22 protein-coding genes and 1 tRNA gene are annotated in these 21,509 nt (G+C 50.7%); 10 read left to right on the top strand and 13 right to left on the bottom strand.

The window, feature by feature from the left end; translation table 11 throughout:
* Positions 1–67: 67 nt before the first annotated feature.
* Complete coding sequence (locus TY09_RS12185) at positions 68–643, bottom strand: zinc dependent phospholipase C family protein (protein WP_042434807.1); 576 nt, start codon at positions 641–643, stop codon at positions 68–70.
* 212 nt (positions 644–855) lie between these two features.
* Between TY09_RS12185 and TY09_RS12180 the strand changes: the two genes are divergently transcribed.
* Both TY09_RS12180 and TY09_RS12175 read left to right on the top strand, forming a co-directional pair.
* Complete coding sequence (locus TY09_RS12180; RefSeq protein WP_009063870.1) at positions 856–1,749, top strand: YitT family protein; 894 nt, start codon at positions 856–858, stop codon at positions 1,747–1,749.
* Between the two features lie 123 nt (positions 1,750–1,872).
* Positions 1,873–2,325, top strand: coding sequence for a helix-turn-helix transcriptional regulator (locus TY09_RS12175; RefSeq protein WP_042434804.1), 453 nt, complete (start codon positions 1,873–1,875; stop codon positions 2,323–2,325).
* A gap of 133 nt (positions 2,326–2,458) precedes the next feature.
* Here the strand turns inward: TY09_RS12175 and upp are convergent, their stop codons facing one another.
* From upp to tsaE, 4 genes are read right to left on the bottom strand one after another with little or no spacing between them, the layout of a single operon-like run.
* A complete protein-coding gene (gene upp, locus TY09_RS12170) occupies positions 2,459–3,091 on the bottom strand; it encodes a uracil phosphoribosyltransferase (RefSeq protein ID WP_009063446.1) in 633 nt (210 codons plus the stop codon).
* 12 nt (positions 3,092–3,103) lie between these two features.
* Complete coding sequence (gene rpiB / locus TY09_RS12165) at positions 3,104–3,550, bottom strand: ribose 5-phosphate isomerase B (protein WP_042434801.1); 447 nt, start codon at positions 3,548–3,550, stop codon at positions 3,104–3,106.
* A 2-nt stretch (positions 3,551–3,552) separates the two neighbouring features.
* The gene (gene tsaB, locus TY09_RS12160; protein WP_042434800.1) at positions 3,553–4,266 is read right to left on the bottom strand and encodes a tRNA (adenosine(37)-N6)-threonylcarbamoyltransferase complex dimerization subunit type 1 TsaB; all 714 of its coding nucleotides are present in this window, start codon (positions 4,264–4,266) and stop codon (positions 3,553–3,555) included.
* The gene (gene tsaE / locus TY09_RS12155; protein WP_009064041.1) at positions 4,263–4,685 is read right to left on the bottom strand and encodes a tRNA (adenosine(37)-N6)-threonylcarbamoyltransferase complex ATPase subunit type 1 TsaE; all 423 of its coding nucleotides are present in this window, start codon (positions 4,683–4,685) and stop codon (positions 4,263–4,265) included. The genes tsaB and tsaE overlap by 4 nt, the downstream gene beginning before the upstream one ends.
* 363 nt (positions 4,686–5,048) lie before the next feature.
* On the opposite strand from tsaE, the gene TY09_RS12150 reads away from it, so the two are divergent.
* The gene (locus tag TY09_RS12150) at positions 5,049–6,131 is read left to right on the top strand and encodes an FtsW/RodA/SpoVE family cell cycle protein (RefSeq protein ID WP_242824585.1); all 1,083 of its coding nucleotides are present in this window, start codon (positions 5,049–5,051) and stop codon (positions 6,129–6,131) included.
* Between the two features lie 94 nt (positions 6,132–6,225).
* Here the strand turns inward: TY09_RS12150 and TY09_RS12145 are convergent, their stop codons facing one another.
* From TY09_RS12145 to typA, 6 genes are all read right to left on the bottom strand, one after another.
* Positions 6,226–7,182, bottom strand: a complete 957-nt coding sequence (locus TY09_RS12145) for a TraX family protein (RefSeq protein WP_042434796.1) — start codon at positions 7,180–7,182, stop codon at positions 6,226–6,228.
* A gap of 115 nt (positions 7,183–7,297) precedes the next feature.
* Positions 7,298–7,735: a hypothetical protein gene (locus tag TY09_RS18360; RefSeq protein WP_147584673.1), complete on the bottom strand. Its 438-nt coding sequence runs from the start codon at positions 7,733–7,735 to the stop codon at positions 7,298–7,300.
* A 207-nt stretch (positions 7,736–7,942) separates the two neighbouring features.
* A complete protein-coding gene (locus tag TY09_RS12140; RefSeq protein ID WP_198133657.1) occupies positions 7,943–8,851 on the bottom strand; it encodes a radical SAM protein in 909 nt (302 codons plus the stop codon).
* Positions 8,841–9,677, bottom strand: coding sequence for a peptidoglycan editing factor PgeF (gene pgeF, locus TY09_RS12135; RefSeq protein ID WP_042434790.1), 837 nt, complete (start codon positions 9,675–9,677; stop codon positions 8,841–8,843). The genes TY09_RS12140 and pgeF overlap by 11 nt, the downstream gene beginning before the upstream one ends.
* Before the next feature lie 114 nt (positions 9,678–9,791).
* On the bottom strand, positions 9,792–10,712 hold the full coding sequence (locus tag TY09_RS12130) for a 3'-5' exonuclease (protein ID WP_242841492.1): 921 nt from the start codon (positions 10,710–10,712) through the stop codon (positions 9,792–9,794).
* A gap of 46 nt (positions 10,713–10,758) precedes the next feature.
* Positions 10,759–12,579 (bottom strand): translational GTPase TypA, encoded by a 1,821-nt coding sequence (gene typA / locus TY09_RS12125; RefSeq protein ID WP_042434785.1) that lies wholly within the window; start codon positions 12,577–12,579, stop codon positions 10,759–10,761.
* A 532-nt stretch (positions 12,580–13,111) separates the two neighbouring features.
* Here typA and TY09_RS12120 point away from each other — a divergent pair.
* The gene (locus tag TY09_RS12120; protein WP_042434783.1) at positions 13,112–14,095 is read left to right on the top strand and encodes a DMT family transporter; all 984 of its coding nucleotides are present in this window, start codon (positions 13,112–13,114) and stop codon (positions 14,093–14,095) included.
* A gap of 169 nt (positions 14,096–14,264) precedes the next feature.
* Here TY09_RS12120 and TY09_RS12115 read toward each other — a convergent pair whose 3' ends face one another.
* On the bottom strand, positions 14,265–14,828 hold the full coding sequence (locus tag TY09_RS12115) for a methyltransferase family protein (RefSeq protein ID WP_042434779.1): 564 nt from the start codon (positions 14,826–14,828) through the stop codon (positions 14,265–14,267).
* 152 nt (positions 14,829–14,980) lie between these two features.
* Positions 14,981–15,056: transfer RNA gene (locus TY09_RS12110), tRNA-Gly, on the bottom strand.
* 516 nt (positions 15,057–15,572) lie between these two features.
* Between TY09_RS12110 and TY09_RS12105 the strand changes: the two genes are divergently transcribed.
* From TY09_RS12105 to TY09_RS12080, 6 genes are all read left to right on the top strand, one after another.
* Entirely contained in the window at positions 15,573–16,580 is a 1,008-nt protein-coding gene (locus tag TY09_RS12105; protein WP_042434776.1) for a DnaD domain protein, read from the top strand.
* Between the two features lie 7 nt (positions 16,581–16,587).
* The gene (locus TY09_RS12100; RefSeq protein ID WP_042434774.1) at positions 16,588–17,577 is read left to right on the top strand and encodes an ATP-binding protein; all 990 of its coding nucleotides are present in this window, start codon (positions 16,588–16,590) and stop codon (positions 17,575–17,577) included.
* 106 nt (positions 17,578–17,683) lie between these two features.
* Positions 17,684–18,172 carry a DUF5071 domain-containing protein gene (locus TY09_RS12095; RefSeq protein ID WP_009063589.1) on the top strand — a complete coding sequence of 163 codons (489 nt, stop codon included), beginning with the start codon at positions 17,684–17,686 and terminating at the stop codon, positions 18,170–18,172.
* Positions 18,173–18,306: 134 nt separating this feature from the next.
* A complete protein-coding gene (locus tag TY09_RS12090) occupies positions 18,307–19,971 on the top strand; it encodes a DUF2207 domain-containing protein (RefSeq protein ID WP_042434771.1) in 1,665 nt (554 codons plus the stop codon).
* 337 nt (positions 19,972–20,308) lie between these two features.
* Positions 20,309–20,986, top strand: a complete 678-nt coding sequence (locus tag TY09_RS12085; RefSeq protein WP_042434768.1) for a CatA-like O-acetyltransferase — start codon at positions 20,309–20,311, stop codon at positions 20,984–20,986.
* Between the two features lie 17 nt (positions 20,987–21,003).
* Positions 21,004–21,480 carry a YbhB/YbcL family Raf kinase inhibitor-like protein gene (locus TY09_RS12080; RefSeq protein WP_042434765.1) on the top strand — a complete coding sequence of 159 codons (477 nt, stop codon included), beginning with the start codon at positions 21,004–21,006 and terminating at the stop codon, positions 21,478–21,480.
* Positions 21,481–21,509: the final 29 nt, after the last annotated feature.

The raw sequence follows: 21,509 nt of genomic DNA, 5'->3' as shown, positions 1-21,509 counted from the left end.
AAATAAAAAGGGTATGCGACAGCGCCGCATACCCTAAAAATCACGCTTATTTAAATAGAAAAGAACGTTATCGCTGCACCGCCGGCTCGGCCACACAGCGGCCATGATAAAACACGTACAGCACCAGCTCAATGCAGGATCGAATCGCAAAGAACAGTTCGGTTTCAAAGTCCTGCCCAAGCTCGTATTTTTGATGAACGCGATCGTGCATATGTTTATAAATTTCCTGTACTGTCAAGGGAACCTCTATTTCAGGCACATAATCAAGGCCTTTGAAATATTCCATATGATTGCCCATGTAGAACAACAGATCCTGCTCGTATTGAATATGCTCTGAAAGAGTGCCGTCAAATTCAGAGCTGTGCGCCAGGCAGAGGAAATCGGAATAGTAGTGGCACAAAACTCCCAGTTTTTTGGACAGCTGCCGATTCTTATCCTGCCATTCCAGGCGGCAGGTGCGGCCGATCTTTCTCTTGACCATATCCTTGCAATAGCGCATGCGATGCGGCCTGAGGAAAGAAAGAGAATGATCCGGGCTGGTATTTCCCTTTAGGAAGCTGGCTCTGTCCAGCCGAACACCATATTTTTCAGCTACATACTCATATACAACCAGTCCGATTAGCACATGATTCGGACTATTCATCCCGGGACTTCCACTCCTTTTTCAATAAATCAGGAACACTGTCATTCACTATACCACACTTTTTTCAAAAGTAAAATATTTTTTTCCGTATTCCAAAACTTACTTTATAAAATTTTGAATAAAAAGTTATTTTTTAGTTACGCAGTTCTTCGCTTGACTTCTTTTTCCCGCTCGATATAATGAAAATAGATATAGAATCAGGGGGATCGTCCATGCAAAAATCGCACATACTGCATAAAGAACACCTGCAAATGCTGCCAAGCTACCTTTTCTCTGTTTTAGGGGGGATCATCTGCGCCGCGAACCTGAATACCGTCATTGTTCCGCTCAAGCTGTACAACGGCGGGTTCATCGGCATCGCGCAGGTTCTCTCCGATCTTGCAATCAATGTTTTGCACCTGAATATTCCTCAAACCTTCAATCTGGCCGGCGTGATGATGCTGGTTCTGAACATTCCCCTTCTGCTGCTCGCCTACCGTGAAATCAGCCGTACATTTTTCCTGAAAACCGTACTGACCGTCGCAAGCCAGTCGATGGCGATGACGATCATTCCGGTTCCGAGTGCTCCGATCATTGACGATTACCTGACAGCCTGCGTCATCGGCGGACTGATCGCGGGTTCCGGCATCGGTCTGACCCTGCGCTCCGGCGGCTCCGGCGGCGGAACTGACATCATCGGCGTGTACTGCACCAAAAAATTCCCTGACATGAGCGTCGGCAAGCTTGGCATTTCTGTCAGCAGCATTGTATTTTTGTACTGCCTCTTCCGTTTTGACGTGGAAGTGGTGGTGTACTCTGTTATTTTCTCTGCCGCAACCTCTCTGGTGGTGGACAGAACCCATTATCAGAACATAAAATCGAGTGCTATGATCTTTACGAGGCATCCCGAGGTAGCCGATACCATCGTTCAGCTTCTGCACCGCGGCGTTACCTGCTGGCAGGGCTATGGCGCTTACACACACGAGCAGTCGTATATCTTTATGACGGTGGTTTCTAAATTTGAGATCAACCGCATGAAGCGGATTGTCCGGGATATCGACCCCCAGGCCTTTATCATCATCAACGACCGGTTGGATATCAGCGGCAATTTTGTCAAGCGATTGTAAAAAACCGAAAATGTTACGTTTGGTTGACAGATTTCCAGCTTTTGTTGGTAGAAAGCCTTTCCCGCATCCCTTATCATAAGTAAGTACAAGACTACTTAATAAACCAAAGGGGGCGGTAAAAGAATGTCTTTGGGAAAAAAACTTCTGGAATTGCGCAAAAAAGCGGGTCTGTCGCAGGAAGAGGCGGCAGATCAGCTGAATGTTTCCAGACAAACCGTGAGCAAATGGGAAACCGACCAGACAGTTCCCGATCTGACCAAGGCAAAGCTCCTCTGTGAGCTGTACCGTGTCAGCTATGATCAGCTGATCAGCGGAAACACAGTGGGCGGGGATTTGACCAGCATGGACAGCGCGGCGGACGAAATCGACTGGACCGCAGCCTGGAGCCAGAAATACCCCATTTTGGCCTCCTATCAGGGATTCAATGGGATCAGGGCTTACCGGGAACAGATTGCGGCTCTGTGCGGCCGCTGCCAAGAGCAGTTCGGCCTGAGCGAAATGGACACATTCCTGATTCTGAAGGATATTCTGTATCAGGAGTACAAAAGCCGGAACGGGAAAAAACCGGCCACATAAAAAAAGAGATTCTTCCTAAAGCCGGTGGAAATCACCGCTCCTTAGGGAGAATCTCTTTTTGTCTTTTACGCACAATCTGCCGCGGAGCACCGGCCCGAACGGGGGGCCGGGCACGGCAGCCCGGCGCTTTGTGTTACAGGGTGCCGAAAATCCGGTCGCCCGCGTCGCCAAGGCCGGGAACGATATATCCGGATTCATTCAGATGATCGTCAATATGTGCACAGTAAATCGGCACATCAGGGTGAGCCTTGCTCAGAGCCTCAACGCCCTCGGGCGCTGCGATGACGCACATGAATTTAATGCTCTTTGGATGGCTGCGCTTGATGATATTGATCGCATCCACAGCGGAACCGCCGGTAGCCAGCATCGGGTCGAGCACAATCACGTCGCGCTCATTGGTATCCTGCGGAAGCTTGCTGTAATATTCCACCGGCTGCAGGGTCTCGTGGTCGCGGTACAGACCGATATGACCTACCTTCGCGGCGGGTACCAGCTCAAGCACGGCGTCCACCATGCCAAGGCCCGCGCGCAGAATCGGCACGAATGCCAGCTTGCGGCCGGACAGCACCTTTGTGGTAGCCATTGCGACCGGCGTTTCCACCTGTGTTTCTTCCAGAGGAAGGTCTCGTGTGGCCTCGTAGCACATCAGCATGGCAATTTCGCCTACCAAGCTGCGGAACTCCTTAGAGCCTGTGTTCTTATCCCTCAAAAAAGTCAGCTTGTGCTGAATGAGGGGGTGTGTCATTTCAAAAACCTGATGTTCCATCCGTTTACTCCTTTACAGCTTTTCTCCGTCTTCAATTTCTTTGATCTGCGCAATTCTTCTTGCATGCCGTCCGCCGTCAAATGGGGTTTCGAGAAAAATCTTGGTCAGCTTGACCGCCATTTCCTCATCGATCACGCGGCCGCCCATGCACAGAATGTTGGCGTCATTATGCCGGCGGGTGGCCTCTGCACAGAACTCGTTTGTGCATACCGCCGCACGGATTCCCTTTACCTTATTGGCTGCGATCGAAATTCCAATTCCAGTGCCGCAGCACAGAATTCCCTTCTCTGCTCTTCCTTCGGCCACATCGTAAGCCACCTTAGAAGCAAACAGCGCATAATCTACCGATTCTTCACTGTAGCAGCCATAATCGTGATACGGAATGGAGTTTTTCTCCAAATAGGCTTTTACCGCTTCTTTCAGACAAAATCCGCCGTGATCCGCTCCCAGTACTACCATGCTTAGCCCTCCTTTTGATTTTCCTGCCGTTTTTTGAGTTCCCGCTCTGCCTGAGGCAGGCGCAGGTATACGGGCAGCAGCTCAGAAGCAGGTACTGCTTCGCCTCGCTGCCAGGCGCCAAAGGCTGCTTTTCCCACCCCGAACGCCCGCTGATACAGCGACGGTTCCGGCGGCAGAACAGCAGAAAGCTCCTGAAACCCGTTCGTATTATAGCACAGTTTTGCCCCATCTCCAACAAGAAATAAAGGCCGGCTATAATTTTTACATTCTTCGCTGAGCGCCTCCACCGAAATCGCGCGATCCGGCATCAGGCGCTCGAAACCATCCTGCCCCAAACGGAACACGGCGTTGTAAACCTGCCCGCGCCGTGCATCCATCACCGCGCAGACCGTGGCCCCCGGCAGGGCAAGATTATAGGCCATTGCCTCCAGAGTGGAAACGCCGACGCACGGCTTTCCCCCGGCCATCGCCATTCCCTTGATGCTGGCCACGCCGATGCGCACACCGGTGAACGAACCGGGCCCGGCCGCCGCCGCGAATAAATCAATGTCTTCGACAGAAATGCCCACACACTCCAGCACCTGCTGCACCATCGGCATCAGCGTCTGGCTGTGGGTAAGGCTGGTATGAATAAAAAATTCCCCCAGCAGGCGGTCATCCTCCAGCACCGCGGCGGAAGCCGCAACGGCGGTGGAATCTATGGCAAGTATTTTCATAGCTCTAATCCCTCGATTCGGAAAATGCGCTCCTGCTCCGTTTTCCCGGCGGACAGCTCGATGATGATCGCGTCGGGCGGGAGAGCGCCGATAATATTTTCACTCCACTCAATGACCAGAACCGCATCCGTATCCAGATAATCGAAAAAACCCGTGGATTCCAGATCCTCCCAGCTTTCTACCCGAAACATATCAAAGTGGTAGACAGTCAGACGGCCATGATATTCATTTACAATAGAAAAGGTGGGGCTGCTGATTCCGGAAGAAATTCCCAGGCCAGCCGCAAGGCCCCGCGTAAACGCTGTTTTTCCCATTCCCATACCGCCAAACAGCGCCAGTACCTCCCCGCCCCTGAGCTGCTGAGCGATGCGGCGGCCCAGCTCTTCCGTCTGCGCGGGTGAGTCTGTGACAATCTGCAAAATAGAATCCTCCTTAACGATTCCAAAGGGCCGGCTCCCAAAACAGCATGTCCTCATTACAATCATTTCGATTGAGAACGAGCCATTCTTTTATTTCCCCACCTGCAGCGAGGGAGAAAAGGCAACTTTTATATTATGCCTTCTTGAAAACGAATGAACAATAGTAAACCGCTGATTCGATTCCGGCGCTCTTTGCAAAGAACAATTGAAAGAATTATACCACATTCACGGGCCGGATAAAAGTATTTGCTTGAACTTTCGCCCGGTTCCGCCTATAATAGGACTCGAGGTGAAATTATGTCCAGAGCTCTTGACTCGTTCAAATTATATTTTCGACGAACAAACAAGCCCCTGTGGCTGTTTATGATAGCGATTTCCGTTTACGGACTTCTTCTGGTGGCCAGCGTGACCCGCGCGTTCAGCGTCAACTACTTTAAAACGCAGCTGATTGCCGTGATACTGGGGTATATTGCCGCCATTGTCCTGACCCGTCTGAACTACCGGGAAATTACGAATTACTGGTACCTTGTGGCGGGCTTTTGTATTTTTCTGATTATCTATACGCTGCTGTTCGGACAATCTGCCTCGGGCTCCTCCGGCGTTGACGCCAAGGCGTGGATCAAGCTGCCGGGCGGCACGACCTTTCAGCCGTCTGAGCTGGCGAAGATCGGTTTTATGATCACCTTCCCGAAGCATCTTTCCGTTTTGGAGGAACGCGGATTGCTGAGGAATCCTTTGTATGTGATCACTCTTGGTGTACATGCCCTGATCCCCATGCTGCTGACCCATATGCAGGGCGACGACGGAGCGGCGGTGATCTTCTTCTGCATGTTCCTTGCCATGTCTTTTGCGGCAGGCGTACAGCTACGCTACTTTGCGCTGGTGTTCGGCGCCATGCTGATCGGCGCTCCCCTTGCGTGGAAATACGTTCTGGCGGATTACCAGAAAACCCGTCTGATCAATATGATGAACCCCGAGGCTGACCCGCTGGGTGCGGGCCTGCAGCAGATTCAGGGCAGAATCTCCATCGGCTCTGGCCAGATGTTTGGCCGCGGGCTGTTTGAGGGCCCGCGCGTGGCACGCAACAGCGTCCCGATTCAGCAGAGCGACTTTATTTTCTCCGTCGCGGGCGAAGAGCTTGGATTCATCGGCACCTCGCTTGTGCTGATTTTGATTCTTGCGCTGCTGATTACCGTGCTGTACTGCGCCAGAAAGGCCAGCGATCCGATGGGGACCTATATGTGCTTCGGCTTTTTCGGCATGATCGCGTCACAGGCGATTTTCAATGTAGGCATGTGCCTGAGCCTGCTGCCCGTTATGGGCGTTACGCTTCCGTTCTTCAGCGCGGGCGGCTCTTCTACAGCGTGCTTTTACCTTGGCTTCGGTCTGGTGCAGAGCGTGTATATGTTCAAGCACGATACCGACAAGGTAAGATTAAGACTATGATAAATTATTAATAATTCATACAACAAGACCCGCATGATTTAACAATCATGCGGGTCTTGTTGTAAAATGAAAAGAATTTTCTTTAAATGTGCAGTCAACTCATTGCACCGATCCATCCGCCGATAAAATACAAAATATAGATATGAATGGGATAGAAGAGATAGAAAAAGTATTTATAACCTTTTCCCTTTTTACCATTATAGGCTAATAAAAACGGCAGGGCTCCTACCATCATCCATTGATATTCTGTAAAAAATGGATTCAGTTCAGAGGAATACCCGGTTGCAAGCCCGGAATGTCGCATACAAAAATCATACAGAGTGAGTTCGAAATCAGAAAGAGTAGTCGATAATGCAGTTTGTCCATTATTCCCCAGTATATATGCAAAATACTGTAATTTGATCAATACACGCGGGAGAAATTGCGTAACAGTCACTGCAAAATAGACTGCGCAAAAGGATAAATATCCCGTTGCCAGAGTTTTTTTATTGTCTTTCACAAGGTAAAGCAAGACCCCCAGCAGCAGAAAAACCCAACCTCCCTCCAAATAATAGACCGAACCAAGCAAGTTGGGGAGAAAACGCACAATCTCTTCTGATAAAGGACTGGGAGAAAGAAACTTTCCCAAAAGCTCCAGGAACAGATAAACGCTGGCCTGCCATACGCAATAAGCCGCGAGGTACTTCCTGCGATTCGAATTTTTCTTTTGGAAGGAATCGATTAGAAAGCAAAGTACACTGATACAAAACAATGTGCGAAAGATATTATTATCTATTCCTAATTTTACTGGGGAAAAATCAGAAAGAGTATATCCAATGCCAGAAACCCAGCGATTGAGCAGATCCATGAAAATACCCGCAAGGTACAGCCGGAGCATGTACTGCTTTTTGCTGTGGGTATGGGAAAAACCCTCTGTGGTACAGAAAATAAAAAGAGGCAGGGCAAGCCTCCCTGCCCAGCGCAGCACAATGGGCATGCCGGGAATAAACACACCGATATGGTCCAGAGCCATAAAAACGAGCGCAACTAGTTTGAGTGCCGTAGTTGACATATTTTATCTTCTCTCCTCTTCATATAAATTAAAAAAGAAAAAGGCACCCCTTAATTTATATTAAAGGATGCCTAGTATCCATGTTTTTAAAAATTTTCAAACTATCTTTGCAACATTAATAGATATACCCTTCAAAATCTTGACTTGAACCAGTAAATTCCAAATATATCTGACTACCTGTTGGCGACGTTCCCGTAACGGGGTAAGTAACATAAGCTCCAGGAGCAACCGTAAAATCTCGATAAACCGTAGAGGACGTTAAGCTAAGAACCCGCACTCTAAGATTATTATACGAATTATTTGTAACGCCCACATAATAACTGTATTTTCCGGTAAAGTAATAATTGGTATATAGTGTTTGATAATTGGATCGTCCGGCGAAATTATATTGCCCTTTTAATGCAACATTCCATTCCGCTGTTGGTTTCACAACTTCTTGCGGTGTAATCACAGAACCAGAACTTTGGGAACTTTCGCTTCCGATGTAAGGATGCACGCCGGAATAGTTTTCTGCTGTAGATGCAAAAACAGAACCGCTAACGCAACAGGCCATTACTCCCGCTAAGCATAGAGACAGAATTCTTTTTACGTTTTTTATTTGTTACACTCTATACTTAAAATATTTTGGTTAACATAATAATATATCCTTACAATAAATTTGTCAATATTTGGCGATAAAAAATTGCGTTATTTTACATTAAAACACACCAATATTATTCAGCATGCTGAATAATATTGGTGTGTAATTTAACAGAAATTATTATTTTGATGCGGAAAGGAACTCCAGCCCTTCCAGATCAAAGGAAGGGATATACGTTTTTTTCGCCGAGGAGCGCTCCTGCACAAAACCGTCCAGCCCGGATTCCATCAGATATTCCTCTACCTTATGGAATTCCCGCGCGGTGATGGGACGGTTGATTTCGGGGTACTGCTCCGCCTTTCCGCAGGGGATATACTGCGCCATCAGGCTGACCGGCACCCCCTCGGGCAAATGCTCCCTCAGCCAGTCGAGCACGGCGATGGATTCGCGCGTATGGCCCGGCAGAATCAAATGGCGCACCACAGTGCCGCGGACAAGCATTCCCTGTTCGTCGAACCGGGCCTCGCCGGTCTGACGCACCATTTCCAGAATCGCCTGCTTGGCGTATTCGGGGTAATCCGCCGCGCCGGAATATCGGGCAGCCGGTTCAGAGCCTACATATTTCAGATCGGGCAGATACACATCTACCAGGCCCTCCAGCAGCCTGAGCGTTTCAACGGTTTCATAGCCGCTGCTGTTGTATACCACCGGCACTGGAAGCTTTTTCAGCCTTAAAGCCTCGGCAATCGGCAGAGCAAACTGCGTGGGGCTGACCAGGTTGATATTGTGCGCCCCTTGCTCTACCAGGCTTTGGAACACCTCGGCAAGCTGGGCGACGGTCAGTTCTTTTCCCACCTGCCGCCGGGTGCTGATGTCGTAGTTCTGGCAAAAAACACAGCCCAGGGTACAGCCGGTAAAAAACACCGTACCTGAGCCGCGCGTTCCGCTGATGCAGGGTTCCTCCCAAAAGTGAAGCGCCGCGCGCGCCACCACGGGATGGCTCCCCATATGACAAAAGCCGCTGCCCTTTGACGGCTCCCTGCGAACCCCGCAGCCGCGGGGACACAGCATACAATGCTCAAGAGTCAAGGGACTGCGCCTCCTTCAGGCACATCATCGCCACCATACCGCCGCGTCTTTCGCCCATCAGACGATGAGAGAAAAACAGCTCCGGGTGGCATTTCGTGCAGACCTCGCCCACTGAGATATTTTCGTCCGGAATGCCGGCCAGCACCAGAATCCGCCGGTTGCACTCCCACAAATCCAGCAGATATTTCCCGTTCCCCTGCTCGGCAAACAGTTCTTCCGGCAGCAGGTCTGTGTGCTGCATCACCTGCTCCCGTACCGTTTCATCCACCTCATAGCAGCAGGGGCCGATGGACGGCCCGACCGCCGCCAGAATATCCTGCGTGCTGCAGCCGAACTGCCGGCACAGGGTTTCGGTCATTTTTTCACCAATGCGCTGTACGGTGCCGCGCCAGCCGGCATGGGCCAGAGCGATCACATTTTTCGTGGGATCGAAAAAATACAGCGGCACGCAGTCGGCATAGCTTGTGACGAGCGTGATGCCGGGAACATCGGTGTACAGGCCGTCCACACTTTCCATGTCGCGCGGCCTTGTGATGCCGATGCCCTTCTCCTGCTCCGTCACATAGCGCAGAACGGTATGATGATCCTGCGCGGAAGCAACCAGACCATCAAAGTCATACCCCACCGCGCGACAGATGCGCCGGTAGTTCTCGAGAATGTTTTCCCGCGAATCCCCTCTGCGGAAATTCAGGCTCTCAAACTCTCCCTCGCTGACTCCGCCGATCCGGGTGGAGAAGGAATGCAGCAGCTGCGGGTATTGCTCCAGCGCCGGAAAGGTCAGGTATTTCACTCCGTCTGTTTCGTGCAGTTCCATTTGATTCAGCATGCCGTGCTCCTCCTGTTGTATAGCACCGCCACCGTAAAAGTGGCTGATTTTCCCCCGCCTGCGGTGGGGGGAAATCATTGCATATGGCGTTTTCCAATGAATTGACTATACTCTTCAGGGTTCCTCCTGTATGTCCTGCAAATCCAGCGCCAAATCCGCCATGTCCTCTCCGCCTTCCGCAGTTTCTTCCTGCGACTCCTCCTGAAACGGAAGATTCTTTTTCTTGACGATCAGACCGTCGTACTTCAGCTTAAACTGTATGCGGCCGGTAAATCGGTAATCACAGTGCGGGCAGTAAAAATCCGCGCGGAAGCTCTTGTTGCGGACGATCCAATCGCTCAGCTGCTCTGCCTCAAGGCCGCAGCGGTCGCAGAGGATGGTCATATCAGCCCCGCGTACCATAGGGTGCTCCCAATCGGAGAGGATGACTGTTTTAAAGGTGAGCCGAGGGTAAAAATCCGGATCATCCGCATCCTGAATCATCGACTCGAACGCATCCTTTTGGTACAGTACCCGAAAGCATTCGAGCGAAAGGATACTGTCGTTCAGGGCGCGGTGATGCTCCGACTCTTCCTCATGGATTCCCAGCAGCTGCGCGCAGGTGGAAAGGCCCATCTGCATCGTGCCGATGCCCGGCAGCCGGGATTCGCAGTAGCGCTGCAGATCCACATATTTTGTTAAAAAAGGAATGTGACCGTCACCGCAGAAATAACGGCAGTTCTCAATCAAAGCCAATAGATCGGAGGTTCCCCACGTCATCAGCAGCGAGTCGCCCGCCCATTTTTTGAACCGGCTGACCGCCTGCATAAACAGCATGCCGTCCACCAGATCTTCATTGCTCAGGCGGGTCAGGGTGCGGATCTTCCCACTAATTTTCTTGCCCACCTGAGGGCGGACAAATGCATGAAAGGTATCCACAACCGTCAGGGTCTCATCCACCTTGACGGCTCCAAATTCGATGATTTCGTTGATATAGCCCTTCAGCCGGCGGCTATAAGTACCGTTCCATTCCAAATCCAGTATAATCAGCTTCATTGCTTCTCTGCGGGCGGATGTATCCATCAGTTCCCTGGCGCTTTCTTTATTTTTTTCTGTTGGACTGCTTCATGCGCTGCTCTTTGTTCAGAATCATCTTGCGCATACGGATCGATTTCGGCGTAACCTCCACCAGCTCGTCTTCCGCAATAAATTCCAAAGACTGCTCCAGACTGAGCACCGTGTGGGGCGTCAGCTTGAGCGCGTCGTCCGAACCGGAGGCACGGGTATTGGTCGCGTGCTTTTTCTTGCAGATGTTGACCGTGATATCCTCCTGCTTGGGGCTCGCGCCGACGATCATGCCCTCGTAAACCTCCACGCCGGGGCCGATGAACAGCTTGCCGCGGTCCTGCGCGTAAAACAGTCCGTAAGCGGTGGAGGGGCCGGTTTCGTGCGCAACCAGCGAGCCCTGGGCGCGCTGTACAATATCGCCGCGGTACGGCTCGTAGGAATCAAACACATGGTTCATGATGCCGTTGCCGTTTGTATCCGTTAAAAATTCCGAACGATAGCCCATCAGGCCGCGGGCGGGAATTTTAAATTCCATGTGGGTCACGCCGCTCTCACGGGTGCCCATGTTGACGATCTCCGCCTTGCGGGAGCCGAGCTTTTCCATGACGGCGCCCACGTACTGATCCGGCACCTCGATCATCAAAAGCTCGATGGGCTCACAGCGCTTGCCGCCGATCGTCTTGTAGATCACGCTCGGGCGGGAAACCTGAAACTCGTAGTTCTGGCGGCGCATGGTTTCGATCAGAATGGACAAATGCAGCTCGCCGCGCCCGGACACCTTGAACGTATCCGCGGAATCGGTTTCCTCCACGCGCAGCGCCACATTCGTTTCCACCTCTTTAAAAAGGCGGTCGCGCAGGTTGCGGGAGGTGACAAATTTGCCCTCCTTGCCCGCAAAGGGGCTGTTGTTGACCATGAACATCATCGAAACCGTCGGCTCGTCGATCTTGACGAACGGCAGCGGCTCCACGCAATCCGGCGCACAGGCCGTTTCGCCGATATTCAGGTCGGTAATGCCGGAAACGGCCACAATATCGCCCAGCGCCGCTTCGGTTACCTCCACTCTCCTGAGGCCCTCGAACTGGTAGAGCTTGACGATGCGGGCGTTGCGGTTGCCGTCCTCATGGCCGCACAGCACCACGCTCTGGCCGTCGCGGATTCTGCCGCGCTCCACGCGGCCGATGCCGATGCGCCCGACGTAATCATCGTAGTCGATGTTCGAGAACAGCACCTGCGCCGGTCCTTCCAGATCGCCCTGCGGGGCCGGTACAAACTTTAAAATGGATTCAAACAGGGGTATCATGTTCTCCCCCGGCTTGTCCGGGTCCAGAGTGGCGTAGCCGTCGCGGCCGGAGGCGTATACCACCGGGAATTCCAGCTGGCTTTCGTCTGCGCCGAGCTCAATGAACAGGTCGAGCACCTCGTCCACAACCTCCAGCGGGCGCGCGCCGGGGCGGTCAATTTTGTTGACGACGACCACCGGCTTTTTGCCAAGGCCGAGCGCCTTTTTCAGAACAAAACGGGTTTGGGGCATACAGCCCTCAAAGGCATCCACCAAAAGCAGAACGCCGTCCACCATCATCAGAATGCGCTCCACCTCGCCGCCGAAATCGGCATGGCCGGGGGTGTCTACAATATTGATCTTTGTTCCGTCATACATGACCGCAGTATTCTTAGAAAGAATCGTAATGCCGCGCTCACGCTCCAGGTCGTTCGAGTCCATCACTCGCTCGGCGACGGCCTCATTGACGCGGAAAATGCCGCTCTGACGCAGAAGCTGGTCGACCAGAGTGGTCTTGCCGTGGTCGACGTGCGCGATGATCGCGATGTTTCTTAAATCGTTTCTAATGTCCATCCAATTACCTCTTTTGAAAAATTCACAAACATTTCATAGTATAACATACTTTCCTGCTTTTTCATAGAAACTGCCGCATGTAAATCCTACAAAATTTGAGTAAAAAATCCCCCTTGAAACCCGACGCTTTGTATAGTGTATTTCCAAAACCGGCCCAATGGTAGCCAAAGAGAAAAATCGTGCTCAAAATCTCAAAAAACGAAGGGCTTTCTTCGGCAAGAATCCCTTTTCTTCCGCGAACCGACCCAAACATTCCCACCCTGTATAAAATATCGGAATATTTACTGAATTCACGGTTTTCTCTTTGAAAATAAATTTAAAATATAAACGGAAGCATTGTGTCGCCTTTTGGGCGGCGAGGGAATCAAAACTGGGAATGCCGTACCATTATTGCTTTTTACAGTCTCTTTTCCCCCGGAAAAAGCCCGGCGGTTCCAACGTTTTTTCGACGGGACGCGAGAAATTCGCTTGTTTTACATAATGAATAATGATACAATGAGTTGGAAGTTTCATGATAAAGGACTGAATCCCAATGCATCGACTGAAGCAATACCGGGGGGAGCTGATGCTCTCCCTTTGTGCCGTAATCTGGGGAACCGCCCTTGTGCCACAAAAGCTGGGCACGCTGTACCTTGGGCCCTTTTCCTTTGGCGCCGCCCGGTTTTTGACGGGAGCCGTCATCTTTTTCCCGCTGAGCCTGATTCTGAAGCGCGTCGGCCACGAGGGTCGAAACCCGTTTCTGCGAAAGGATCTCGTGATCGGCGGAGGACTTTGCGGAATCGCCATGTTTTTGGGCGCTTATTTTCAGCAGTTGGGGCTTGCCGATACCACTGTGGGGAAAACCGGGTTTATCACCGCGATGTACATTGTTATCATTCCTCTGATCGGCCTGTTCTTCCACCGCAAAACAGAACTGATGACCTGGGTGAGCATCGCGCTGGCCGCGGTGGGATTATACTTTTTGTGTATGTCTGAACATTTCAGCGTATCCAAGGGCGATTTTTATGTTTTCATCGGCTCTCTGTTCTGGGCCATACAAATCACCCTGGTGGATACCTACTCCAAGAAAACCAACAGTCTGGAGCTGGTTCCGGTGGAGTTTTTGGTTGCGGGCGTTTTGTCCCTTTTCTGCGCCTTCCAGATGGAATCGCCGAATCTTCAGTCGGTAACAGCAAGCATCGGCCCGATTTTGTACACGGGAATCATGGTTGTCGGCGTTGCATACACATTTCAGGCCCTTGGCCAAAAAACCGTTTCACCGACGATCGCAGGGCTGATTCTCAGCACGGAATCCCTTTTCGGCGTCATTTCCGGCGCTTTGATGTTCCAGGAGGTCATGAGCCTGCGGGAAATCTGCGGCTGTGTTCTGATGTTCAGCGCGCTGATGCTGACTCAGATCAAGCTGCCCGTTCCCCAAAAGCTTCTTCCAAAAGCTGCTCCGGCAGCTTCTGAATCTTCTTCCACACCCGGCAAGCAATTACAAACACCGGCTACGCAAAGCGTAAAATCCGAATGACGAAAAACGTTCGGGAATCGAATAGAGCAACAGCAGAGAAGGCCAATCGCATCGATTGGCCTTCTCTGCTATAAGGAATGCGAAATCATCAGCAATTATGATTCAGATGAAGAACAACGGCAAATTCAAAAGGATGTGTCTTATCTTAATATTGCTTTGCATCAGACCGTCAGATATAACGCCTTACCTTATTACAATACGCATCGTATTCCTTGCCATAAATCTCCCTGAGTGAGTTTTCCTCCCGGCAAACCTGACGATCGATCAGCCATACGCCTGCAACCAGATATGCGAAAAATATCCACGTAGGGAAAATCAAAAACACTCCGATCAAAATCATCATAAAAGCAACATAAAGTGGATTTCGGCTGATAGAAAAAGCTCCATTGGAAACAAGCGCGCCGGGTTTATCGAGATCGATACCAACACGGAAGCTTTTCCCGAACGAAATCACTCCCCAAAGAAACAGGACCGGCGCCAAAACACAAAGCGCTGCGCCAAGCCATGCGGCAATCTCATTGTGATCCAACACAGCACCCATTCGGGGCAAATCGAAACTGTTTGCAGCAATGAGATAAAAATACAGAAGAACAAAGGGAGGAATGAAGAAATCTTTTCGATCGATTTTACCGAAATGCACTGCCTTGATTCCTAACTTTTTCAATTGCCGGGAGCGAAACAAAACGCAAAAGATCAGTGCGATCAATGCAAAAATGATAAAATAGCCCTGCATACAATCACCCTCCGCCCTACTAAATGTATTCTAAATAGATAAGAGAAGAATACCATGTTCCAGTCATACAGTAAAGACGATTCTTATGGGTAGTTTGATAAAATTTGCAGAAAATGAAACAACCACGAAGCAATCCTGCTTCGTGGTTGTTTTGGAGCGGATGACGAGGCTCGAACTCGCTACCTCCACCTTGGCAAGGTGGCGCTCTACCAGATGAGCTACATCCGCAAACAAACTGCGAGAGTTATTATATGACAGAATTCGCCTTAAGTCAATACCTTTTTCCAAATTTTTTATTTTTATTTTCCGGCCCTTCCATTTGGCCTTTCTATTCCTTCCCTTGCCGAAATGTGGTATAATAATTTAATGCTAAACGGCCAAGTAAAGCTTTGGGCTGCCAGGAGAATATTCAGGCACCCATTTCGTGCTTTCGAGAATTTCGATCATATTTTCGTAAGCCTGCTTATTTTATGATATAATAACCTCACGATATAAACGAAAGCAAAGTTTTCGACGCCTGAGAGAGCATGGAATCACTAGCCTGACAATTCCGATCTTATGGCGTTCTTTGCAGACCGGCTTTTGATTCATGATATCACAAAAATATATTTTGCCGACATGATTCCTTTTTGAAACAGCTGAAAAGTATGTCATGTCTTTTTTTATTGATCCTGCCGGTAGGGCCGCGCAGTTCTGATTTGCCCGCCCATCCCGCGTGGGATCAATCGTACAAAGGAGTATACCATGGTTTTTTCTATTCATCCCGGTGCATGGAAATCGGTTTTTGCCGTTCCCAGCACATTAGTCGATTCCCATATTAAAATGGCCAGCCCGAATCAGCTGAAGGTTCTTCTGTGGGCACTTCGCCACGCGGAAGAATCCTTTACGCATGAGGCGATCGCTGCCGCACTGGGCATCACGGCCTCCGACGTGCAGGACGCAATGCAGTACTGGGTGCAGGTCGGCCTTGTAGCGGAGGAGGTTCCGGAACAGGCGGTACAGCCGGCTGACGCGGAACGCCCCCTGCAGCCGGAGTTTCCGCTGGCTGCTGCTCCCATCGCCGAAAGCCTTCCCCCTGTCCCGCCGCGCCGCATCCCCAAGCCGGACGGCCTGTTTATTGCGGAACGGATCAATCAGTCGGCAGAAATCCGCTTTTTGATGCAGGAGGCCCAGCAGCTTTTGGGGCGTCCCCTCTCCCCGGGGCTTTCTTCTACTCTGCTGGCGATTCACGATGACTACGGCCTGCCCGTGGACGTTACCCTGATGCTTCTGCAGTTTGTCAAGAGCAAGGGCAAGGACAACACCAGCTACATAGAGGCGGTGGCCCGCGACTGGGCGGAAGAGGGCATCTCCACACATCTGCAGGCGGAAGAAAAACTGCGCCGGCTGGACGAAATCAATAAGGCATGGAGAAAAATCGAACAGGCTCTGCGCCTCTCTCCCCGTGCCCCGAGCGCGCGGGAGGAACGGTATTCGGACCGCTGGCTGCTGGAATGGAAATTTTCACCCCAGATGGTGCGCGAGGCCTACGACCGCAGCGTAGACGCCATTGGAAAGCTGAGCCTGAGCTATATGAACAAGATTCTGGAGCGCTGGCAGCGAGAGGGCATCACAACACCCCAGCAGGCCGCGATGGAACAAAAAGAAAAAACTACCGTGCAAAAACAGTCAAAACTGCAGCAAACTACTTATGATATTGAGGAATACGAGCGCATGAGCGCTCAGGTTCCTGATTTATTGGGAAAGGAATGATGCGTCGATGGCCTATGGAAAGGATATTTACCAAGTCGCTCTTGGTATTCTGAACGACCGTCGTATGCGTGAAAACGAATCCGCGGACGAGCGCCGCAGGGCTTTTTACGCCATGTATCCCCGTGCGCACGAAATAGAGCGCCAGCTGGCCGCAACGGCCATCGGCGCGGCCAAGGCCGTGCTGAACGGCAGCGATACCGTAACGGAGCTGACCCGCCTGAAAGAGAAAAACCTCTCTTTACAGCAGGAGCTGAACCAGATGCTGCGCCAGGCAGGTTTGGAGCAGGACTACCTGAACCCCCACTATCAGTGCAAAAAATGCGGTGACACCGGGTATGTGGACGGCAGAATGTGCAGCTGCCTGCGCGATCTTCTGCGCAAAACCGCCTATCAGCGTCTGAATGAAATGACGCCGCTCTCCCTTTGCTCTTTTGAGGAATTTTCTTTGGAGCATTACCCTGAAGTGCCCCAGAACGAAGGGGAAATCGCGCCCAAAAAGCAGATGGAGAACATTTTTCATTTCTGCCGCACCTACGCGCGGGACTTTTCCCTGAAATCCCCCAGCCTGATCCTGCAGGGCGGAACCGGCCTTGGCAAAACCCATTTGTCCCTGGCCATCGCGCGCGAAGCTGTGGGAAAAGGCTTTGGAGTGATTTATCTCTCCGCGCAGAATATGGCTACCAGCCTGGAGAGGGAACGCTTTGGGCGCGCGGAAGAGGACGAGGATACCAACGCGCTGCTGCTCGGCTGCGATCTTTTGCTTCTCGATGACCTTGGGACCGAATTTTCCACCTCGTTCATCGACGCCGCCATATACAATATTGTCAATACGCGCCTGATGGCCGGGCGGCCCACGATCATCAGCACCAATCTTTCTTTGTACGAGCTGCAAAAGCGCTATTCCGAACGTTTTGTTTCCCGGATCATCGGGAGCTACGTGCGCCTGACGTTTCTGGGCAAGGATGTGCGCCAGCAAAAACGGATGAAGCGCGGCTGAAGAACGGAGCGGTAACGCTTTTTGGCTTACAAACATACAAACTTCATGGTATTCTAAAATCAGACTTACCAGTTTCAGATAGATGCAACGAACAGGAGATCGATACATGAATCAAAAACAAGAGGGCATATTAAAAGATTTATCCTGGAACAGCACAGCAGATCAAACAAAATCCGGATTTATCGCGGCATTGCAAGAAACGGATCATCAGTACCTACTGCAGCCAACCGATCATTTTGACAGCTGGGAAAACGCCTCGATTCTCTTTTTAATACTGAGTGATGAAGAAATCAAACCGTATCTGGCGGATTTGCTCAACTGGCTGCAGGATTTAAACTGGCCTGGGGCCGAACGAATTCTGGACCGTCTTCAGCGCATTTCCTCCGAATTGCTTGTAAAGCCGTTGGAGCTTGCCGCAAAATTGGCTGCTGAATCAAAGGATGAAACCTGGCTGAGCAATATTTCTATTCTGATTGCCAATCCCGGCATGAACAAATTATTGGATTCCGAAACGTTTACATTGCTCAAGCCATTTGCGGCGGATCAGTGGCAATGGGATTATGATAAGATTGCAGAACATTTTGATTTTGATTGACTTGCGCCGATAAACATAAGAAAACAACAAGGTTATGGAATACCTGTTTCCCAGTAGTCATTTTCACGGCAGGCCGGCACCTTGGGCAGTTTCTCTATAAAAATAAAAAATATAATGCAACACAGGAGAAGCTTATGAAATCAAACCGTAAGAAAACACTTCTGCTTTCCGTCATTGTTACGATACTCTTTATTTTCAGCGCAGTTCCGGCTTTTGCGGCGGAAGATGCGATTCCATCCATTCGTATCGACGCCGCTTTGCGGAGCGACGGTTCCGCAGCCATCACAGAGGTCTGGAACGTTCGCGGTGTGTACAGCGGCACGGAATATTACAAGGCCCTGAATCACATGGATGGCATGAGCGTTCATTCTCTTACTGTAAAGGACGAGTCTGGCACGCAATACGAAACACTGAGCACCTGGGATGCGGACCGTTCCAGAGAAGAAAAGGCCGGTACCTGCGGTATTCTGGAAACATCCGACGGCTATGAGCTTTGCTGGGGAATCGGCACATATGGCGATCATCAATACACCATCCAGTATGTTCTGGACGGGCTGGTAAAGGATTACGGTGACTATGCAGGATTCTATCATCAGTTTGTGTCGGATCTTTCCAGCGCTCCGGAATCGGTCTCAGTCAAAATCCGAATGGCAAACACTTCCCTGACGGAAAATAACGCCCGGATCTGGGGATACGGCTTCCCCGGTGAAGTGCAGATCGCCGACAGCGGAATTCTGACCGCTGATTCCTCCGAGTCTTTGGGCGGCGGAGATTATGTGAATCTGCTGTGCCGCTTTGAAAGGGAGTTGTTCCCGCAGGCCGCCAAAGCAGATATGTCTTTTGAAGACCTGCAGAAAAACGCGGAAAACGAGGAATCACCAATCGCGCTCTATATTCTGGGCGCTATTTTTGCTGTGCTAATCATCGGGGGCGCCGCGGCGTTCGCCCTCTTCTTTTCACGCTACAAGCTTGCGGACGGCACGGCGGTAAGGCTGGCTGCGAGAGATCAAATCGAACCCACGTGGTCGGTTCCCTTTGGCGGCAGTATCCCTGCCGTATATGCCGCAATGAAATTGCTGCGCAAGGGAATTTCCTGTGATAAGCTGATGGGCGCTTATCTCATCCGCTGGCAAAAGGCAGGATATATCAGCATCGAAGAGCGTGAAAACCCACAAGGTAAAAAGAAATCAAAACCGGAAGAAGTCATCGTCTTTCAGCCGGAGAAAATACCCTCTGCCGCAGTGGAGCAATCGCTGTATGCCATTCTGACCGCAGGCGCCGATCTGGATGGAATTCTTTGGAGCTCTGCGATAGAAAAGCGGGCGGAAAAACTTTATGAAAAGCTTACGGAGTGGGCCAAAGAGGTCGAAAGCGAAGGAGAAAAAGAATTGATTCTCCTGAGTGTGGCGGCTAAAGATAAAAACGATGTTGTCCGATTCACTGCCTCCGGTTTCGATCAGGCGGTCCGAATGATAGGCTTCCAGAAATACCTGATTGGAATGAAAGTGCATCAGAAAGACGGCCCGGCTCCGCGAGAGCTTTGGGGCGATTATCTTGTATTTGCCGCTCTATTCGATATTGGCGAGCAGGTGCTGAAAAGCATGGAAGCTCTTGATCCCATTTATTATGAATCCTTTTCAGGCATGTATGGCTACAACTCTTACCGTATGATTTACTTTATGACCATGACAAATCATATTTCTCATGCTGCTGCCCCCAATTTAAACGGAACCGGCGGTGCTGCAGGCTCTGTTGGCGGCGGTGGTTTCTCCGGCGGCGGTGGCGGCGGAAGCCGGTAAAAGCAGGCGGACTGATGGGGATTAAAGTTGATCTTGATCAGAGGAAGCCAGGCGTACATTGGCATTTCAAAACAGATGCCAATATTGTATGCTTAACGGAAAAATGCCTGACCATATACAAGCTCCTAAAATAAGGCCGGCCTGTTCAAACGGCTCGTCTTTCTGCTAAGAAAATTCATTTGCGCGGCGAACACTTTGACAAATGAAAGCAAGTGTTTTCGAGCGCCGAAATATTTGAACTGCTGGCTTTCATCTGCTTTCTCTCTTCCCCTCAAGGGGATGGAGCAATATTCGGATGAGAGCCAGCGGTTTTCTTACCCAATAAGGAGAGAGAACCATGAATTATCATTATCTTGATATGGAGCACTACCCGCGCCGGGGGCAATTCGATTATTTCCGCAACATGGCTTACCCTTATGCCGGAATGACGGTTCCTCTTGATATTACGGAGCTCGTGGATTGTATCAAAGAAAACGGCTGGCCCTTTTTCCTGACACTGCTGTACCTTGTAACCGGTACGGCAAACGCAATCCCTGAATTTCGTCAGCGGATCCGGCAAGACAAAATCATTGAATTTGACCACTGCATTCCCTCCTATACGCTTGCGGCGGAAAACGGAAGCTATTGCTACTGTACTGCGGATGAGCGCCTGCCTTTTCAGGAATATCTTCTTGATGCAAAGCACAGGCAGAAAAAGGCGCAGGAAGCGGCGGGAATTGAGGATTGCGGGGACGAAGAACATCTGTTTTTCATCTCTACTCTCCCCTGGGCAAGCTACACCGCACTCGTTCAGCCAGTACCGGCCCCTGCCGACAGCAACCCGCGCATTACCTGGGGAAAACATTTTCAGACCGAGGGAAGAATCAAAATTCCGGTAACCGTGCTGGTCAACCACGCGCTGATGGATGGATTCCATATTTCAAGATTCTTTCAGGAGCTTCAGAGCCGGTTCTGCGACATGGACTGTTTATCCACTACGAACTTTACATCAGAGGTTTCATCCGATGATACTTAATATCAGGAGGATATGGTATGGAAACGCTCAAAATCAAAAGCAGTGCATTTGCGGAAGGAGCCTGGATTCCCGAACGGTATACAGCCCGGGGAGACGATCTGTCTCCGGATTTTGAAATAGAAGGCATCGACCCCAATGCAAAATCCATTGCAATTACCCTCGACGATGCGTCGCACCCTATTTTTCCGAACTATAACCACTGGGTGATTTGGAATCTGCCGGTACAGACCGTTATTCCAGAAGGAATACCGCGTGGCGAGACTGTTGCTTCCTTCGGCGGCGCCATACAGGGTATCGCTTACGGCAGAAACCGATACAAGGGGCCGAAACCGCCGCTGCGATCCATTCACACCTATGTATTTACCGTTTTCGTTCTGGACTGCCAAATCGATTTGGCCTCAGACAGCAGAAAGCAAGACCTCCTCCACAAAATGGAAGGACATATTTTGCAGCAGGCTAAGCTTTCGGGGAAATTCCAAAGCCACAGAGAATAAAATAAAAAAGCGCTTTGCCAAAAGGCAAA

It is taken from the genome of Faecalispora jeddahensis, from assembly GCF_000577335.1.
Taxonomy (GTDB): domain Bacteria; phylum Bacillota; class Clostridia; order Oscillospirales; family Acutalibacteraceae; genus Faecalispora; species Faecalispora jeddahensis.
This window is presented reverse-complemented; position numbering and strand designations above follow the sequence as displayed.

Coding starts and splice junctions, on each gene's coding strand:
- TY09_RS12185 (WP_042434807.1), bottom strand. CDS start 643: ATGAATAGTCCGAATCATGTGCTAATCGGACTGGTTGTATATGAGTAT.
- TY09_RS12180 (WP_009063870.1), top strand. CDS start 856: ATGCAAAAATCGCACATACTGCATAAAGAACACCTGCAAATGCTGCCA.
- TY09_RS12175 (WP_042434804.1), top strand. CDS start 1,873: ATGTCTTTGGGAAAAAAACTTCTGGAATTGCGCAAAAAAGCGGGTCTG.
- upp (WP_009063446.1), bottom strand. CDS start 3,091: ATGGAACATCAGGTTTTTGAAATGACACACCCCCTCATTCAGCACAAG.
- rpiB (WP_042434801.1), bottom strand. CDS start 3,550: ATGGTAGTACTGGGAGCGGATCACGGCGGATTTTGTCTGAAAGAAGCG.
- tsaB (WP_042434800.1), bottom strand. CDS start 4,266: ATGAAAATACTTGCCATAGATTCCACCGCCGTTGCGGCTTCCGCCGCG.
- TY09_RS12150 (WP_242824585.1), top strand. CDS start 5,049: ATGATAGCGATTTCCGTTTACGGACTTCTTCTGGTGGCCAGCGTGACC.
- TY09_RS12145 (WP_042434796.1), bottom strand. CDS start 7,182: ATGTCAACTACGGCACTCAAACTAGTTGCGCTCGTTTTTATGGCTCTG.
- TY09_RS18360 (WP_147584673.1), bottom strand. CDS start 7,735: ATGGCCTGTTGCGTTAGCGGTTCTGTTTTTGCATCTACAGCAGAAAAC.
- pgeF (WP_042434790.1), bottom strand. CDS start 9,677: ATGCTGAATCAAATGGAACTGCACGAAACAGACGGAGTGAAATACCTG.
- TY09_RS12130 (WP_242841492.1), bottom strand. CDS start 10,712: ATGAAGCTGATTATACTGGATTTGGAATGGAACGGTACTTATAGCCGC.
- typA (WP_042434785.1), bottom strand. CDS start 12,579: ATGGACATTAGAAACGATTTAAGAAACATCGCGATCATCGCGCACGTC.
- TY09_RS12120 (WP_042434783.1), top strand. CDS start 13,112: ATGCATCGACTGAAGCAATACCGGGGGGAGCTGATGCTCTCCCTTTGT.
- TY09_RS12115 (WP_042434779.1), bottom strand. CDS start 14,828: ATGCAGGGCTATTTTATCATTTTTGCATTGATCGCACTGATCTTTTGC.
- TY09_RS12105 (WP_042434776.1), top strand. CDS start 15,573: ATGGTTTTTTCTATTCATCCCGGTGCATGGAAATCGGTTTTTGCCGTT.
- TY09_RS12100 (WP_042434774.1), top strand. CDS start 16,588: ATGGCCTATGGAAAGGATATTTACCAAGTCGCTCTTGGTATTCTGAAC.
- TY09_RS12095 (WP_009063589.1), top strand. CDS start 17,684: ATGAATCAAAAACAAGAGGGCATATTAAAAGATTTATCCTGGAACAGC.
- TY09_RS12090 (WP_042434771.1), top strand. CDS start 18,307: ATGAAATCAAACCGTAAGAAAACACTTCTGCTTTCCGTCATTGTTACG.
- TY09_RS12085 (WP_042434768.1), top strand. CDS start 20,309: ATGAATTATCATTATCTTGATATGGAGCACTACCCGCGCCGGGGGCAA.
- TY09_RS12080 (WP_042434765.1), top strand. CDS start 21,004: ATGGAAACGCTCAAAATCAAAAGCAGTGCATTTGCGGAAGGAGCCTGG.